General features: G+C 69.3%; 16 protein-coding genes. 9 read left to right on the top strand and 7 right to left on the bottom strand.

Features of this window, described 5'->3' with window-relative positions; genetic code table 11:
• Positions 1-8 precede the first annotated feature (8 nt).
• From P8934_RS12180 to P8934_RS12150, 7 genes are all read right to left on the bottom strand, one after another.
• Positions 9-665, bottom strand: a complete 657-nt coding sequence (locus P8934_RS12180) for an amino acid ABC transporter permease (protein WP_278031283.1) — start codon at positions 663-665, stop codon at positions 9-11.
• 82 nt (positions 666-747) lie between these two features.
• Positions 748-1551, bottom strand: coding sequence for a transporter substrate-binding domain-containing protein (locus tag P8934_RS12175; protein ID WP_278031282.1), 804 nt, complete (start codon positions 1549-1551; stop codon positions 748-750).
• 188 nt (positions 1552-1739) lie between these two features.
• On the bottom strand, positions 1740-2930 hold the full coding sequence (locus tag P8934_RS12170) for an acetyl-CoA C-acyltransferase (RefSeq protein ID WP_278031281.1): 1191 nt from the start codon (positions 2928-2930) through the stop codon (positions 1740-1742).
• Positions 2927-4210 (bottom strand): ArgE/DapE family deacylase, encoded by a 1284-nt coding sequence (locus tag P8934_RS12165; RefSeq protein WP_278031280.1) that lies wholly within the window; start codon positions 4208-4210, stop codon positions 2927-2929. Before P8934_RS12165 ends, P8934_RS12170 begins: the two co-directional genes overlap by 4 nt.
• Positions 4210-4863: a 3-oxoacid CoA-transferase subunit B gene (locus P8934_RS12160; RefSeq protein WP_278031279.1), complete on the bottom strand. Its 654-nt coding sequence runs from the start codon at positions 4861-4863 to the stop codon at positions 4210-4212. Before P8934_RS12160 ends, P8934_RS12165 begins: the two co-directional genes overlap by 1 nt.
• Positions 4853-5554, bottom strand: coding sequence for a CoA transferase subunit A (locus P8934_RS12155; RefSeq protein WP_278031278.1), 702 nt, complete (start codon positions 5552-5554; stop codon positions 4853-4855). Before P8934_RS12155 ends, P8934_RS12160 begins: the two co-directional genes overlap by 11 nt.
• On the bottom strand, positions 5551-6921 hold the full coding sequence (locus tag P8934_RS12150) for an aspartate aminotransferase family protein (RefSeq protein WP_278031277.1): 1371 nt from the start codon (positions 6919-6921) through the stop codon (positions 5551-5553). The genes P8934_RS12155 and P8934_RS12150 overlap by 4 nt, the downstream gene beginning before the upstream one ends.
• A 112-nt stretch (positions 6922-7033) precedes the next feature.
• On the opposite strand from P8934_RS12150, the gene P8934_RS12145 reads away from it, so the two are divergent.
• The 9 genes from P8934_RS12145 to P8934_RS12105 all read left to right on the top strand — a co-directional run bounded on the left by P8934_RS12145 (position 7034) and on the right by P8934_RS12105 (position 17133).
• The gene (locus P8934_RS12145) at positions 7034-7957 is read left to right on the top strand and encodes a LysR family transcriptional regulator (RefSeq protein ID WP_278031276.1); all 924 of its coding nucleotides are present in this window, start codon (positions 7034-7036) and stop codon (positions 7955-7957) included.
• A 97-nt stretch (positions 7958-8054) separates the two neighbouring features.
• On the top strand, positions 8055-9086 hold the full coding sequence (locus tag P8934_RS12140; protein ID WP_278031275.1) for a histone deacetylase family protein: 1032 nt from the start codon (positions 8055-8057) through the stop codon (positions 9084-9086).
• A 49-nt stretch (positions 9087-9135) separates the two neighbouring features.
• Complete coding sequence (cysK, locus tag P8934_RS12135) at positions 9136-10107, top strand: cysteine synthase A (RefSeq protein ID WP_278031274.1); 972 nt, start codon at positions 9136-9138, stop codon at positions 10105-10107.
• Between the two features lie 201 nt (positions 10108-10308).
• Positions 10309-12570 (top strand): EAL domain-containing protein, encoded by a 2262-nt coding sequence (locus P8934_RS12130; protein WP_278031273.1) that lies wholly within the window; start codon positions 10309-10311, stop codon positions 12568-12570.
• A 138-nt stretch (positions 12571-12708) separates the two neighbouring features.
• A complete protein-coding gene (gene dnaX / locus P8934_RS12125) occupies positions 12709-14670 on the top strand; it encodes a DNA polymerase III subunit gamma/tau (RefSeq protein ID WP_278031272.1) in 1962 nt (653 codons plus the stop codon).
• Positions 14671-14716: 46 nt separating this feature from the next.
• A complete protein-coding gene (locus tag P8934_RS12120) occupies positions 14717-15043 on the top strand; it encodes a YbaB/EbfC family nucleoid-associated protein (protein WP_106230431.1) in 327 nt (108 codons plus the stop codon).
• A gap of 22 nt (positions 15044-15065) precedes the next feature.
• On the top strand, positions 15066-15671 hold the full coding sequence (recR, locus tag P8934_RS12115) for a recombination mediator RecR (protein WP_278031271.1): 606 nt from the start codon (positions 15066-15068) through the stop codon (positions 15669-15671).
• 26 nt (positions 15672-15697) lie between these two features.
• Positions 15698-16825 carry a ribonuclease D gene (gene rnd / locus P8934_RS12110; RefSeq protein ID WP_278031270.1) on the top strand — a complete coding sequence of 376 codons (1128 nt, stop codon included), beginning with the start codon at positions 15698-15700 and terminating at the stop codon, positions 16823-16825.
• Positions 16822-17133, top strand: a complete 312-nt coding sequence (locus P8934_RS12105; RefSeq protein ID WP_278031269.1) for a YcgL domain-containing protein — start codon at positions 16822-16824, stop codon at positions 17131-17133. The genes rnd and P8934_RS12105 overlap by 4 nt, the downstream gene beginning before the upstream one ends.
• Positions 17134-17156 lie beyond the last annotated feature (23 nt).

Below are 17156 nucleotides of genomic sequence, written 5' to 3'. Positions count from 1 at the left end.
GTCAAGCCTTACCGGAAGGTGTAGCGAGTGGCCCGGCGATAGAGGAGCTCGACCATGCCCATGACGGCGTAGATGATCACGATGTACATCAGCGCGCTGAGCGTGAAGACCTCCAGGGGCTTGTAGGTGGAGCCGATCAGGCGCTGCGCCTGGTAGGTCAGCTCGACCACCGAGATGATCGAGACCAGCGAGGAGTTCTTGACCAGGATGATGGCGAGCACCCCGATGGAGCGGATCATCAGGCCGGCCGCCTGGGGCAGGATGATGTAGCGCAGCGTGGTCAGGCGCCCGAAGCCCAGGGATCGCGAGGCCTCGTTCTGGCCGCTCTCCACCGAATCGATGGCGCCGCGCATGGCCTCGCTCATGTAGGCCCCGATGTTGAAGGCGCCCACCACCACCCCGCAGGTGAAGGGGTCCAGGCGCAGGCCGATCGCCGGGCCGCCGTAGAAGACCAGCAGCAGCTGCACGAAATAGGGGGTGCCGCGCACCACGCTGATATAGGCGCGGGCCAGCCAGCGCAGCGGCGGCAGGCGGGCAGTCCTCATGACCACCAGCGCCGCGGCAATGAAGAAGCCGAAGAACAGCGCGCGGGCGGAAATGTCGACGGTGACCCACGCCGCCTTCACCAGCAGCGGCGTGATGTCGATCATCAGGTTGAAGTCCATGGTCCTGTGACCCTGCGTTGTGATTATCGTGGCGAGTCGAGACGGTCTGGCCCCGGCCGGGCGCCGGCCGGGGCCGCGGGCCTCAGTTGAAGTCGACGCCTTCACCGATCCAGGTGTTGACGATCTCCTGGTAGGTGCCGTCCGCCCGGATCTCGGCCAGCGCCGTGTTGAGCGCCGCCTTGAGTTCCGGTGAGCCCTTCTGGACCGCGATGGCGGCCGGGAAGCGCGGCAGCTCGCCGACGTCGACCTGCTTGATGGGGAGGTCGTCCTCGTTGAGCGCCACGTAGACTGGGATGTCATCGGCCACCATCACATCGATGCGCCCGGTGGTGAGGGCGTTGAGCATGTCCGGCAGCCCCTGGAAGGTCTGGTTGCGCCAGCGGCCCTCGGCCTTCTCGGTGGCCCACTGGTTGCCCGTCTCGCCAAGCGTCGAGCCGACCCGCTTGCCCTCGAAGTCGGCGATGCTCGAGACGTCGTCGGTCTCCTCCCGCACCCAGATGGAGAGGCCGGAGCTGTAGTAGGGATCGGTGAAGTCGACCGCCTTCTGGCGCTCCTCGGTGGCGCTCATGCTGCAGATGCAGGCGTCGAAGCGACCGCCGGCCAGGGCGGCGACGATGCCGTTCCAGGGCGAGGTCTGGATGTTGACCTCGACGCCCATCTTCTCGGCCAGGGCCTCGGCGATATCCACATCGAAGCCGACCACCTCACCGTCGGTGTTCACGAAGCTGAAGGGAGGGTAGGCGCCGGAGTTGGCGACCTGGAACACATCCTCCTGGATCTCCGGGAGGTCCCGCGCCTGGGCGGGGAGGGTGGCGAGGGTGACGGCGCCCAGCAGTGCCAGGGTGCCAATGAGGGGGCGAACAAAGGGTTTCTTGTGCATTGTCATGTCAGTGCCTGCTTGTTGTTGGTGATGGTGGTGTGTCGATGGTGTCGTGCTGACCGAAGCCGGCTCGAAAGCCTCGCCTCTCGGTCGTGACGCCGGGGCGCCAGGGAACGCATCGCGCGGCTTGCGGGGGTGTCACCTCCTGTTCGTCTACCTGGATATTCGAAACTAGCAGGCGCCAGTGGCACCTGTCATACGCGCTCGAGGATCACGGCGATGCCCTGGCCGCCACCGATGCAGGCGGCCGCACAGCCGTAGCGCCTGCCTTCGACTAGCAAAATGCGTGCCAGGGTGCCGGCAAGCCGGATGCCGGTGGCGCCAAGCGGATGACCGAGCGCCAGGGCGCCGCCCCAGACATTGACGCGCTCGGGGTCCAGTGCCAGCTCACCCATGGCGTGCAGCGGCACGGCGGCGAAGGCCTCGTTGATCTCCCAGATATCGATATCCTCGACGTGGAGGCCGGTCTGTTGCAGCACGCGGCGAATGGCGGCGGCCGCTCCGGCACCCATTCGCTCCGGGGCGACCCCGCAATCGGCCACGCCCACCACCCGGGCCAGGGGTGTGGCGTCATGGCGCGCCAGGGCGTGCTCGGACATCAGCAGGGCGGCGGCGGCCCCGGAGGTGAGCGGCGAACTGTTGCCGGCGGTGACCTTGCCGCCTTCCAGAAATACCGGGTCGAGGCCGGCCAACCGCTCGGCACTGGTGTCGGCGCGGATATTGGCGTCCCGGGCGACCGGTTCGCCCTCGGCGTTGGCCAGGACCAGGCGCTCGCCGTCGAAGCGTCCCGCGGCTTCGGCCGCCGCGGCCCGTCGGTGGGAGGCCAGGGCGAAGGCGTCCATGGTCTCGCGATCGATGCCCGCGGAATCGGCCAGGCGCTCGGCGGTCAGGCCCATGTTCAGGGCCACGTCGAGCTCGAGCCAGGGGGCCTTGTGCAGCACGGTCGGGCTGGTCAGCACGCCCTCCTTGAAGAGTGCCGGCCCCATGGGGACCCGGGTCATGTTCTCGAAGCCGCCGGCGATGCCCACCTCGGTGGCGCCGGCCTGGATCTCCCGTGCAGTGCTGCGCAGGGCGGCCAGCCCCGACCCGCACTGCTGGTCGATCTGGCGGCTGGCGCAGCCGCGGCCCCGCTCGCCCAGGCGCTCGGCGAGCCACAGCGGATAGCGGCCGCCGAAGCCCCACTGCTCCTTCACCGGCAGGGCACAGCCCACACTCAGGTCTTCTATGGCAGCGCCGTCGAGGTCCTGGCGTTCGAGCAGGGCGTCGATCACGCCGGCCAGCAGGGCGTCGCCGCGGGTATCGGCCCAGGCGTCCACCTCCGGCTTGCGGGGATGGGCGCGGGTAAAGGCGCTGCGGGCGTAGTCGGCCAGATAGGCGTCTCTCATTCGCTCGGCTCCTCTTGTGTGGCCTGCTGTCCCCAGCGGTGGAGGAAGAGCGCATAGGTGGTCAGCACGTGGCGGATGGAGGCGATCTCCACGCATTCGTCCACGCCGTGGATGCGCTGTGCCACCGGGCCATAGCAGGTGCCGTTGATCTTCCCGGAGACATGAAAGGCGCGCAGGTCGGTGGTGCAGGTGGAGAGGTAGTGGGCCGGCGGCTCCCCGAGCAGCGCCTCGTGGCATGCCGAGAGCAGCCGGATGCCGGGGGTGTCCAGGTCGACCAGGTGCCCTTCGGAGCGGAAGCCGTGGAAGCTCACCCGGGGGGGCGGGGTGGCGTCGTCGAGTTCGGCGTGGCGCGTCGCGATCGCCTCGCGCACCCGTTCCATGGCGTCGTCCGGGGACATGCCCGGGGGGAAGCCGACACGCCCCTCGAGCACGGCATGGGCCGGCACGCTGGAGGCCCAGTTGCCCCCCTCGATCCTGCCGATGCTGAGGTTGAAGGGGTGGGGGTGGCCTTCGTAGGGCGTCGGGCGCGGCAGGGCATTGATCTCCGCCTCCAGCGCCTTGAGTGCCGGCAGGTACGCCTGCAGGGTCTCGATGGCATTGCGGCCGGCGGCGGTGTCGAGCACGTGGGCCGGCACCCCGTCGAGGCGCATGCGGAACCACAGCACGCCCACCTGGCCGCTGTAGATCTGCGCGCCGAAGGGTTCGGGGATCAGCACGAAGTCGCCGCCGTAACCCTGATGCAGGCAGGCCAGGGCGCCGTTGCCGGTGCACTCCTCCTCGATCACCGTCTGCAGGGTCAAGGGGAAGTCGATGGTCGCCCCGGCGCGGCGCACCGCCGCCACCGCCATCACCATGGCGGCGATGCCGGCCTTCATGTCGCCGGCGCCGCGGCCGTAGAGCCAGCCGTCCCGCTCCCAGGGTTCCCAGGGCGGATGGGTCCACATGTCGGTAGGCTCGGCGGGCACCACGTCCAGGTGGCCGTTGAACACCAGGTGTGGGCCCTCGGCCTCGGGGTTGAGCCGCGAAACCAGGTTGTAGCGCCCGGCGCTGTCCCACTCGGTCGGCGCCCGATGGGGGTGCTCGGCAAAGCCCGGGGCGTCCAGCGGCACCCGGGTTGCCGGCAGGCCGAGTCGCTCGAGGCAGGCCTCCATGGTGTCCAGTGCCCCATGCTCCTGGCCCAGCACGCTGTAGCCGCGCACCAGGTCGCGGGTCAGCGCCAGGGTGTCGTCCATCAGCGCCTCGCAGGCGGCGACGATGCGTTTCTCGGTGGCATCCAGCATCAGAACCTCCCCAGCCGCGACTCGTCGATGATCAATGCCGCCCCGGTGGCCGCCTGCAGGTCCGCGGGGTCGAGCCCCTCGGCGATGTCCACCACGGCAAGCCCTTCCGGGGTCACGTCCATCACCGCCTTGTCGGTGATGATGCGCGACACGCAGCTACGGGCGGTGAGCGGCAGGCGGCAGCGCTCGAGGATCTTGGGGTTGCCGTGCTTGTCGTTGTGGGAGCAGAGCACCACCAGCCGCCTGACCTTCTGGGCCAGTTCCATGGCGCCGCCGATGCCTGGTGAGAACTTGCCGGGGATCTTCCAGTTGGCCAGGTTACCCGCGGCGTCGACCTCGAAGGCGCCCATGAAGGTCAGGTCGACCCGGCTGCGACGGATCATGGCGAAGGAGGTGGCGCTGTCGAAGACGCTGGCCCCGGGGCGGGTGGTGATGTAGGCCCCGCCGGAGTCGATCATGTCGTGGTCCGGTGCCTCGCCCTCGCGACGCGGGCGGCAGCCCAGCACGCCGTTCTCCGAGTGCACCAGCACCTCCATCTCGTCGGGCAGGTAGTGGAAGAGGCGGGTCGGCAGGCCGATGCCGAGGTTGACGATCTGGCCGGGGATCACCTCCTGGGCGGCCCGGGCCAGAATGCGCTGGGTATCAGAGGCCATGGGGGCGCACTCCCTGTTCGCTGGTGGCACGGTCGACCTGCACCACCTGGCTGACGAAGGCGCAGGGGGTGTGGATGGCATCGATGGGCAGCTCGCCAGGTGCGTCGAGGCGGTAGGCCTGGGCGATCACCCGCTCGGCGGCCATGGCCATCAGCGGGTTGAAGTTGCTGGCGGTGGCGCGATAGATCAGGTTGCCGTAGCGGTCGGCCCGCTCGGCGTGCACCAGGGCGACATCGGCGTGCAGGGCGGGCTCGATGCCCCAGGGGCGGCCGTCGATCTCGACCTCCCGGCGGCCCGCGGCGATCTCGGTGCCCTGGCCGATATCGGTGAGAAAGCCGCCGTGGCCGGCCCCGGCACAGCGGATCTTCTCGGCGAGCAGCCCCTGGGGGTGGAAGCTCACCTCGAGCCGCCCGGCATTCATCGCCTCGATGGCGGTGCGGTTGAGCCCCAGGTGGGAGGTGATCAGCCGCCTGACGCGGCCCGCCTCGATCAGCTTGCCGATGCCGATGCCGGGCTCGTTGGCGTCGTTCTTGATCAGGGTGAGGCCGCCCTGCCCGCAGGCGAGCAGGGCATCGAGCAAGGCGAAGGGGGTGCCGGGCGAGCCGAAGCCGCCCACCATGATCGTCGCCCCCTCGGGGATGGCGGCCACCGCCGCCTCGATGTCGCGGACCTTCTCGGTGAGCAGCGTCATGACGGGTGGCCCTCCGTCGGCCGGGCGGTGGGGGCACCGGCCTCGTCGACCAGCGCCTCGTCGAAGCGTGCCATGGCACGCGCCAGCCGCTCGAGCAGCACCTCCACCTCCCCGGCGGTGATGGTCAGCGGCGGGGTGACCAGGAAGTGGTCCCCGGCGACGCCATCCAGGGTGCGGCGGGGATAGACCAGCAGGCCTTCCTCCCGGGCCAGGGCGGTGATCTGGGCGAAGCGGTTCTGCTCGGCGGGGAAGGGCTCGTGGGTCGCCGGGTCGGCCACCAGTTCCACCCCCCACAGCAGGCCGAGGCCGCGCACGTGGCCGACCCAGGCATGGCGTTCGGCGAGCGCCCGAAGGCCGGTGCCGAGCTGCTCGCCACGCGCCCGGACGTTCTCCAGCAGCCCCTCGCGGCGGATCGCCTCGATGACGGCGAGGCCGGTGGCGCAGGCCAGCGGGTTGCCGGCGTAGGTGTGGCCGTGCTGGAAGCCGCCGCTGGCCATGACCTCGGCGACGATGTCGCGGCGAGTCAGCAGCGCCCCCACCGGGTAGTAGCCGGCGCCCAGCCCCTTGGCGGTGACCAGCAGGTCGGGCGTCACGCCGTAGTGCTGGTAAGCGAACCAGGTACCGGTGCGGCCCACGCCGGTGAGCACCTCGTCGAGGATCAACAGGCAGCCGAACTCGTCGCACAGCGCCCGTACCCCCTTGAGGTAGCGCTCGCCCAGCAGCCGGCCGCCGGTGCTGGCGCCGCCCACCGGTTCCAGCACGAAGGCGATGATCGACTCGGGCCCGGCGGCCTCGATGGTCGCACGGGTCTCGGCCAGCACGCGGTCGACATGGGCGTCGTCGTCGGCGTCCCGGTGGCGGTAGAAGTCCGGCCCCGGGACCTTGAGCGAGGCGTGGGTAAGCGTGGTGAAGGGGGCCTCCAGGGGCTGGTAGCCGGTGACCCCCAGCGCGCCCAGGGTGCTGCCGTGGTAGGAGGGGCGCAGGGAGACGAAGCGGCGGCGCTGCGGTGCCCCGGTGGCAACGAAGTACTGCCGGGCCAGCTTGAGGGCCGACTCCACGGCCTCCGAGCCGCTGGAGACGAAGAACACCTTGTCGAGCGCGCCGTCGGTGAGCCCGGCCAGGGCATGGCCCAGGGCCAGGGCGGGGGCGCTCTCGAACTGGGTGCGGTAGGTGAAGGCGACCCTGTCGAGCTGGGCCAGCATGGCATTGCGGATATCCTGCCGGCCGTGGCCGAGGTTGCAGGAGATGGCGCCGGAGCAGCCGTCGAGGTATTCCTTGCCTTGGGTGTCCCAGAGGGTGACGCCTTCGGCATGGCTGACTTCCGGCAGGGCGGGGCCGGCCTGGTAGAACAGCGGAGAGTCGGTCATCGAGGCATCCGTTTGTCGTTGTGGTGATGAGGGGAGGCTCAATGCAGTCTAGGTAGCGTCACTAGCATATTTCAATATATGATGTTTCTTTCGTATTCAATGAGTTTGAGTCATGGCAAGCGTGACCATTCACTCCCTCAAGGCGCTGGCGATCTTCAAGACGCTGTACGAGGCGGGCAGCGCATCGCAGGCGGCGCGGACCCTGGGCATCACCCAGTCCGGGGTCAGCCGGTCGCTGTCCCAGCTCGAGGAGAACCTCGGGATCCAGCTGTTCCTGCGCGAGAAGAACCGCCTGGTGGCCACCCCCGAGGCCGGTGAGCTCTACGACGAGATCCTGCGGCTGATGGGCAATATCGAGGAGCTGCGCCACAGCGTGCTGGCGCTCAAGGAGTTCGGCACCTCGCGGCTGCGGATCGCCTCGATTCCCGGTCTCTCCTTCGGCTTCGTGCCTCGCCTGGTGGCGGCCCTGCTCGAGGAGAACCGTCGCTTCAGCGTCAGTCTCGACATGATGTCCAGCCACGAGGTCCAGCTGGCCGTGGAGTCGAGCCACGCCGATATCGGCTTCGTCACCCTGCCGGTGGCCTCGCGAGTGCTGGAGGTGGAGCCCTGGTTCACCACCGAGGCGGTCTGCCTGATGCCCGCGGCCAACCCCCTGTCGGCCAAGGCGCAGATCGGCGTCGAGGATTTGCGCGACCAGCACCTGGTGATCAGCAACCAGCCGAGCATCAGCACCAACCCGCTGCTCGAGCTGACCACCCGCCACGGTATCCGGATCGCCGGCAAGACCGAGGCCAATATCGGCACCATCGCGTCGCTGGTGGCCAACGGCGTGGGGATCACGGTGATGAATCCGGTGACCGCCAGGGACCAGCTCTCGTCCCGTGACGAGGTGGTGGTGAGACCGTTCCATCCGGCCATGGCGTTCGGCTTCGGCCTGGTCTATCGGGGGGAGTGGAAGCGTGCCCGCGCCCTGGGGTTCCTGCGCGAACGGGGGCGGGAGCTGGTGGCGGACTACACCGGGGAGCCGGTGGCCTGACACGACGAGCGGGGCCGGTCCCTGTCGGCTCGTCGGGCATGGCGCGCTTGCCTGGCGCATGGCATGGTCAGGCGATGACCCTATACAGGATGGCAGGATGATCACCTTTCACAGCGAGACCACCAAGCTGCGCCGGGCGCGCACCGAACTGGACGGCGGCCAGCTGGTAACCCCCTACGAGTGTCCCGAACGCGTCGACCTGGTGCTGCAGCGGGTCCGGGAGAGCGGCCTCGGCGAAGTCCGTGAGCCGGTCGTCCACGGGCTGCAGCCCGTGCTGGCCGTCCATGACCCGGGCTATGTCGAGTTCCTCGAACACTGCTGGGCGGACTGGGTCGCCGCCGGTCGCAAGGGCGAAGCGATCGCCTGGATCTGGCCCACCCGGACCATGCCGGGAAGGCTCATCCCCGACCACATCGACGGCCGGCTGGGCCACTATGCGCTGGGGGCCGACACCTCCATCTGCGAGGGCACCTTCGAGGCGGCCATGGCCAGCAAGGATATCGCGCTCTCCGCGGTGGACCACGTGCTGGCGACCGGCGAGCCGGCCTTCGGCCTGTGCCGTCCACCGGGCCACCATGCCGCCACCGACCAGTTCGGCGGCTACTGCTTCTTCAACAACGCCGCCATTGCCGCCCAGCGAGCGCTGGACGCCGGCCGTACGCGAGTGGCGGTGCTGGACGTTGACTTCCACCACGGCAACGGCACCCAGCAGATCTTCTATGCACGCGACGACGTGCTCTTCCTCTCCCTGCACGGCGACCCGCGGCACTGCTTCCCGCATTTCCTGGGGCACGCCGACGAGACCGGGGAAGGGGCCGGGGAGGGCTTCAACGTCAACTACCCCATGGCGCCCGGGACCGACTATGCCGCCTGGGTGAAGGCGCTGGAGGATGCCAAGGCGCGTATCCTCGGCGCCGGTTGCGAGCTGCTGGTGGTCTCCCTGGGCGTGGATGCCTTCGAGCATGACCCCATCAGTGCCTTCCAGCTGGCCAGCGACGACTTCACCGACGTGGGACGTCGGCTGGGGCAGCTGGGTCTGCCCACCGTCTTCCTGCTCGAGGGCGGCTACGCCGTGGCGGAGATCGGCCTCAATGCGGTGAACGTGCTGAGCGGATTCGAGGGGGCTTGAGCCACTCCGGCCTACACTGATGGCATGCCCAACCCGACGAGGAAGCCCCATGCCACGCATCTATGAGGACAACTCCCGATCGATCGGCAACACCCCGCTGGTCAGGCTCAATCGGGTCAACGAGGGGGCGACGATCTGGGCCAAGGTCGAGGGCCGCAATCCGGCCTACTCGGTCAAGTGTCGCATCGGGGCGGCGATGATCTGGGATGCCGAGGCTCGTGGCGTGCTCACGCCGGGCATGACGATCATCGAGCCCACCAGCGGCAACACCGGCATCGCGCTCGCCTTCGTGGCCGCCGCCCGCGGCTACCCGCTGGTGCTGACCATGCCGGCCTCCATGAGCCTGGAGCGGCGCAAGGTGCTCAAGGCCCTCGGCGCCGAGATCGTGCTGACCGAGCCAGCCAGCGGGATGCCCGGCGCGATCGCCCGGGCCGAGGAGCTCGCCGCCGCCGACCCCGGCCGCTACTTCCTGCCCCAGCAGTTCGAGAATCCCGCCAACCCCGGCATCCACGAGACCACCACGGGGCCCGAGATCTGGGCCGACACCGAGGGCCAGGTGGATATCTTCGTGGCCGGCGTGGGGACCGGCGGTACCCTGACCGGGGTGGCCCGCTACCTCAAGCAGGGCCAGGACAAGGCGGTCATCACCGTGGCGGTGGAGCCCAGCGACTCACCGGTGATCACCCAGGCAATCAACGGCGAGGCGGCGACGCCGATGCCCCACAAGATCCAGGGCATCGGTGCTGGCTTCGTGCCGGCCAACCTCGACCTGTCGCTGGTCGACCGGGTCGAGACGGTCACCAACGAGGCGGCGATGGCCATGGCGCATCGGCTGATGCAGGAGGAGGGCATCCTCTGCGGTATCTCCTGCGGTGCCGCCGTGGCGGCCGCGGTGCGCCTCGGCCGCCTGCCGGAGTATCAGGGCATGAACATCGTCGTCATCCTGCCCGACAGCGCCGAACGCTATCTCTCCTCGGCCCTCTTCGAGGGGCGCTTCGGCGAGCAGGAGAGCGTGCAGTAGCGTGCCATCGGCCCTGGCGGGACCTGACAGTCGTCGGCGGGCTTGGCGTTTAACGAGCGTGAGGCCACACTAGGGCTGCGAGGGCCGGGGGCGAAGCATGCACAACACTCCAGGGGATGACGAAGCCGTTCGGATGTGGCGCGATGCCGGCATGCGGTTTGCGCGCATTGCGATCAGCACGCTCTCGGGTGGCTCGCAGTGATGCGACGATCGCAGCGGCGCATCGTGTTGCTGGCCATGCTCGGCATCCTGGTCACCGGGGCCCTGGTCGGCCTCGCCACGGCCTGGCCCCTGTTCCAGGCCCATCGCCAGGCGCTGGAGACCAATACCCTGATCAGTGCCTCCGCCCAGGCGGAATCACTGGAGCACCTGCTGGCGCGCTACCGGGACCTGGCCCGGCAGTTCACCAGCCGCACCGAGATCCGCCGCCGCCTGGCGCGCTATGCCGAGCAGGCCCTGGATCGTCAGTCGCTGGTCGCCTTCACCACGCCGCGGCTGGTGGATGCCATGCTGCAGTCCCCCGACTTGGTAGGGCTGGTACGGCTCGGACCGGCGGGCCAACCGCTGGTGACGATCGGTCGCACGCCCTGGCCATCACCGGGCGCTGGGCGGGCGGAGGCCCCCCGGCCTGGCAGCATGCATCTGGTCCGTCATGATGATCAGCTGCTTATCGAGGTGGCGGCGCCGATCATCTCCATGGACAGCGAGCGCATCGGCACCGACGTGCTCTATTTCAACCCGTCGGGCATCACGGCGTTGCTCGCCGATGCCACGCGCTTCGCCGGTGACTCCCGGCAGTGGTTGTTGGGTCCCTCCGGCGAGAACCTGCAGGCGGTGGATGAGGAGGGGACGTTGACGCGGGCCAACTCCTCGCCACTGATGCCCGACCGGGTCCGCGAGGCCCTGGAGCGGGGGCAGGCCGGGCTGTTCCGTGAGGGCGGCTGGCGGGGCGAGCGCGTGCTGGTATACGTGCCCCTGGCTTCCCGCGGCTGGGGGCTGCTGGTGCAGATTCCCGCCCGGGCGTTCTATGGCTCGGCCTACCACGAACTTCGCTGGCCCGCCATCCTGGTGCTGGTGCTGATGGCCCTGGGCGCCTTCGTCACGGCACGCACCATCAGTCCATTGCTGTCGCGCATCACCGATCAGGCCGGGCGGCTGCGCATCTCGGCCAACTATGATCCCTTGACCGGCCTGTCCAACCGGGCGCACCTCAATGAGCGACTCGGCATGGCCCTGGAGCGTGCGGAAGCGGCGCATGGGCAGCTGGCGGTGCTGTTTCTCGACCTCGACCACTTCAAGGGCATCAACGACAGCCTGGGCCATCCGCTGGGGGATCGCCTGCTCCAGGCGGTGGGCCAGCGACTGGGCCGGGTGGTGCGCGACGAGGACGCGCTGGGGCGGCTGGGAGGGGACGAGTTCCTGCTGGTGATGCAGAACCTGCACGAGCCTGCCGATGCCGGCCGGGTGGCACAGAAGCTGATCGATGCCCTGGTGCAGCCCTTCGATATAGATGAGCATGAGATCTTCATCGGAGCCTCCATCGGCATCAGCGTCTATCCGCGCGACGGGCGCAGTGCCGAGGAGCTGATCCAGCATGCCGATACCGCCATGTACGGCGCCAAGGCCCTCAAGCGCAACACCTGGCAGTTCTTTACCCCCGAACTGGGTGAGGCGAGCCGCGAACGCTTCGCCATGGATACCGGGCTGCGCCGTGCCCTGGAGCGTGACGAGCTGGTGCTGCACTTCCAGCCCCAGGCGAGGGTGGCCGGCGACCAGGTATTCGGGGCCGAGGCCCTGGTGCGCTGGACGACCCCCGAGGGCCAGCTGATCGGCCCCGGGCGTTTCATCGCCCTGGCCGAAGAGGCCGGCCTGATCCATGCGATTGGCCGCTGGGTGCTGCACGAGGCTTGTCGCCAGGCGCGGCAGTGGGAACTGAGGGGCCTGCCATTGCGGGTCTCGGTCAATCTCTCGGGACTGCAGGTGGTGCAAGGGGATATCGTGGGTGATGTGCGGACCGCGCTGCACGAGAGCGGGCTCTCGCCCTCGCGACTGGAGCTCGAGATCACCGAGGGCTTCGTGATCGGCCATGCCGACGAGGGGCTCGAGCGGCTTCACGGCCTGCGTCAGCTGGGTGTCGAGCTGGCGGTGGACGACTTCGGTACCGGCTACTCCTCGCTCTCCTACCTCAAGCGCCTGCCGGTGCAGTGCCTCAAGATCGACCAGTCCTTCGTTGCCGACGTCCCGGGTGACCCCGATGACGAGACGATCGTCGCCGCTATCCTGTCGATCGCCGAGCGCCTGGGGCTGGACGTGATCGCCGAGGGGGTGGAGACTGCCGAACAGCTGGCCTTTCTGAAGGCCCTGGGCTGTCCCGCCTATCAGGGCGACTACCTGAGTCCGCCGCTCACCGCCGAGCAGTTCGAGCACCGTTGGGGCGGCGGAGGGCTGGTTCGCGAGGCCTGAGCCGGGCGCCGCTTCCCGCAGGGCGCCCCGGTCGCTAGAATGTCCGGTCCCAGTCGGACATCGTGCCCGGTCCATGCAGGCCCCGGCGTCCGTCACCCCACAGCTGCTGTTCGCTTTACCGCAAGGATCCCGCGCTGCATGAGCTATCAGGTTCTGGCCCGCAAGTGGCGACCGCGTACCTTCCATGAACTGGTCGGCCAGGAGCATGTCCAGCGCGCGCTGGTCAATGCCCTGGACCAGGGGCGCCTGCACCATGCCTACCTGTTCACCGGGACCCGCGGGGTGGGCAAGACCACCCTGGCACGGATCCTGGCCAAGTGCCTGAACTGCACGGCGAACGGCCAGGGCGACGCGGGGGTGACCTCGACACCCTGCGGCGAGTGTGACAGCTGCCGCTCCATCGACGAGGGGCGCTTCGTCGACCTGATCGAGGTCGACGCCGCCTCGCGCACCAAGGTGGAGGATACCCGCGAACTGCTCGACAACGTCCAGTACGCGCCGACCCAGGGGCGCTACAAGGTGTACCTCATCGACGAGGTGCACATGCTCTCCACCAGCAGCTTCAATGCCCTGCTGAAGACCCTGGAGGAGCCACCCCCTCACGTGAAGTTCCTGCTGGCGACCACCGACCCGCAGAAGCTCCCCCCTACGGTGCTGTCGCGCTGCCTGCAGTTCACCCTCAAGCACATGCCGCCCGAGCGCATCGTCGGCCACCTGGCCAAGGTGCTCGAGGCCGAGGAGGTGCCCTTCGAAGAGAGTGCCCTGTGGCTGCTCGGCAAGGCCGCCGAGGGCTCCATGCGCGATGCCATGAGCCTCACCGACCAGGCGATCGCCTTCGGCCAGGGCGAGGTGCACCATGCCGACGTGGCGGCGATGCTCGGAACCCTCGACCATCGCCATGTCCTGGCGCTGGTCGAGGCCCTGGCGGCGGTGGATGCTCCCCGGCTGCTCGCCGAGGTGGCCGCCCTGGCCGAGCAGGGCCCGGACTTCGCCGCGGTGCTGGACGACGTCACCGGCGTGCTCCACCGCCTGGCCATCGCCCAGATGGTCCCCGATGCCGTGGACAACGGCCATGGCGACCGCGAGGCGTTGCTCCAGCTTGCCGCGCGCTTCACCGCCGAGGACATCCAGCTCTACTACCAGATCGGCATCCAGGGCCGTGGCGACATGGAACATGCCCCGGACCTGCGCACCGCCCTGGAGATGACCCTGCTGCGCATGCTGGCCTTCCGCCCCCAGGGCGTGCCGCGTCCCGCGCAGACGCCGCTGCCCATGCGGGGCCAGGGCGAGCCCGGCGGCGCAGAGGCGGGTGGCAAAACGCCCCCGCAGGACGGGGAGGCCCCCGAGCCCCCCCCCTCACCCCGGCCCGCCCAGGCTGCGCCCGAGCCGCCCGCCGAGACCCCGGCGGCCAGTCCGCCTGCCGACATTCCCCCACCGGCGCCGGCCGCCGAGGCTGAGTCGGCCCCGTCGCCGGACGACACGCCTCCCCCCTGGGTCGAACGGGAAGAGGAAGGCGCGGCCGCGTCGGCACCCGCAGCGCCAGGGGGCGAGCCCGAGCCAGGCATGGCAGCGCCATCCGCGTCGCATGACCCCGTGGCAACGGAACGCCCGGCACAGCAGGCGATGGCGGCACCGGCGGCTGCCGAGCCTCAGGCGCCCGACACCCAGGCGGCCCCCGTGCCCGTTGCGGAAGGGCACTTCGGCCATGCCGACTGGCTGGCCTGCTTCGACTCCCTGGGGCTGGGCGGGCTGACCCGCAACCTGGCCGCCCACTGCGTGGTCGAGGCCGACGACGGCGAACAGCTCACGCTGCGCCTCGACCCCTCCCAGGAGGCGATGCAGGCCGAGGTCCACGTGACGCGCATTCGCGAGGCGCTGGCGGCGATCGGGGTCGAGCGCCGCCTGGCACTGGCGCCGGGCGCGCTGCCACCCGAGGTCGAGACCCCCAGGCAGCAGGCCGACCGTCTGGCTGCCCAGCGACATGCCGAGGCGATTGAAGCCTTGAGCCGTGACCCCCATGTACAGAAACTGCAGCAGGCCTTCGGTGCGCGGTTGATCGAATCCACGGTCAAGCCCGCCGATGCCGAGGCTCGCGGTTGAGCCGCGCCGCTGCCAACGGACACACCAACGACGAGAGGAATCCGCCATGATGAAGGGTGGAATGGGCAACCTGATGAAGCAGGCCCAGGAGATGCAGGAGAAGATGCAGCGCGTCCAGGAGGAGGTCGCCAAGGCCGAGGTCCTGGGCGAGGCCGGGGCCGGCATGGTCAAGGTGACCATGAACGGACGCCATGACGTGAGCAAGGTCGATATCGACCAGAGTGTCATGGAGGAGGACAAGGAGCTGCTCGAGGACCTGCTGGCCGCGGCGGTGAACGACGCGGTGCGCAAGGTGGAGGCCAGTTCCAAGGCCAAGATGGAGGAGGCCACGGCCGGCCTCAACCTGCCGCCGGGCTTCAAGATGCCCTTCTGAGCGACGCCGAGACGGACTGCCGATGAGCTTTTCCCCGCTGGTCGAGAGACTGATGGAGTCGCTGCGAGTGCTGCCGGGTGTCGGGCCCAAGACGGCCCAGCGCATGGCCATGCATCTGCTCGAGCGCGACCGCGACGGTGGCCGGCGTCTGGTGGAGGCGCTGGACGTGGCGCTGGAGCAGGTCGGCTACTGTCGACGCTGCCGGACCCTCACCGAGGAGGACGTCTGCGGCATCTGCACGAGCGCACGACGTGACGATGACGTGCTCTGCGTGGTGGAATCTCCCGCCGACCAGCTCGCCATCGAGGAGGCCGGCGGCTACCGCGGTCGCTACTTCGTGCTGCATGGCCACCTCTCGCCGCTGGACGGCATCGGCCCCGAGGACATCGGCCTCGACCAGCTCGAGGCGCGCGTCGCCGAGGGCGGCGTGGAGGAGGTGGTGCTCGCCACCAACCCCACCGTGGAGGGTGAGGCGACCGCCCACTACATCGCCGCCCAGCTCTCGCCACTGGGCGTCTCGCTCTCGCGGCTGGCCTATGGTGTCCCCATGGGCGGTGAGCTCGAGTACGTCGACGGTGGCACCCTGAGCCGCGCCTTCAATGGTCGCCTGCCCTTCCGGGGCGAGTGACACCCCTTTCCCTGCCGGAATCCCGCATGCCACTGACCCCCGAGATTCGCTGGATCGATACCCCCCAGGCCCTGGATGCCGCCTGTGCCGAGGTGGCGACGGCCGACGTCATCGCCCTGGACACCGAGTTCTTCCGCGAGAGCACCTTCCACCCGGTGCCGGCGCTGATCCAGTTCACTGCGGGCGGCCCCGCCTTCCTGGTGGACCCCCTGGAGGTGGCCTGTACCGAGGCCTTCCGGCGCCTGCTCTCGTCGGGACCGCTCAAGCTGCTGCATGCTTCCAGCGAGGACCTCGAGGTCTTCGCCCACTGGGCCGGGGTGCCGGTCGCGCCGCTGGTGGATACCCAGATCGCCCAGTCGCTGCTCGGCGAGGTGCCCTCCATGGGCTACCAGCGGCTGGTGGAGTATTGGGTCGGCGAGACATTGCCCAAGGACGAGACCCGCTCCGATTGGCTCAAGCGCCCGCTCAGCGAGACCCAGCGGCTCTATGCCGCCCTCGACGTCGTCTACCTGCTTGAAGTTTGGCATCACCAGCGCGAGGCGCTGGAGCGCCAGGGCCGTCGGGCCTGGGTCGAGGCGGACTGTGCCGACCTGGTGGCCCAGTCGGCCCGCAGCGACGCCGCCGATGGCCAGTGGTACCTGCGCCATCGCCAGCTGTGGCGGCTTTCGCCGCGTCAGGTTGAGGCCTACCGACGCCTGACCCGCTGGCGTGAGGGGGAAGCCCGGCGTCGTGATGTGCCACGGGGGTGGCTGGTGCCCGATCGGCTGCTCTATGCCATCGCCGAACAGCTGCCGGAGAACCGCTTCGAGCTGGCCCGGGTCGAGGGCCTCAAACCGCCCCTGATCAAGCGTGAGGGCGATGAGCTTCTTGGGTTGGTACGCGAGGCCTTGAACATCGACGAACACGAGCTGCCGCCGGCGCCTCTCTCGCCCATGGCCCCCGAGTTCAAGCAGCGCCTCAAGGCACTGAAGAAAGTGGTGAATGCCGAGGCGGAGGCGCTCGGCGTGGCGCCGGAGGTGCTGCTGAAACGGCGTGACCTGGAGGCCCTGGTGGGCGCCGACCTCACGGGCCAGCCGCTACCGCTGCCCGGCGGCTGGCGCGGCGACCGACTGAATGCGGGCCTGACGGCGGCCCTGGAGGAGGTATCCCGATGAGCGATGACCGCATGCGGGGTGACAAGCTGCTGTGCGAGGTCTTCAAGAGCGCGCGCAAGGAGCAGATGTATCTCTACGTGGACAAGCGCCAGGGCCTCGTGGACGTGCCCGAGGCGCTGCTCGAGCAGTTCGGCAAGCCGCTGTCGGCCATGACCCTGATCCTCACTCCCGAGAAATCGCTGGGGCGAGCCAGGGCCACTGACGTCATGGCTGCCATCCGCGACAAGGGCTACTACCTGCAGATGCCGCCGGCCAAGGAGGACTACCTGCTGGACCTCTACCGCACCCCCACCGAGGCACGGTATTAGCTTCGCTCGGGGTCGGGCGCGTT

This window comes from Halomonas sp. CKK8 (assembly GCF_029625235.1).
In the GTDB taxonomy this organism is placed as follows: Bacteria; Pseudomonadota; Gammaproteobacteria; order Pseudomonadales; family Halomonadaceae; genus Halomonas; species Halomonas ventosae.
Note: the sequence above shows the minus strand (reverse complement) of the source record. Positions and strands in the feature narration are given on the sequence as shown.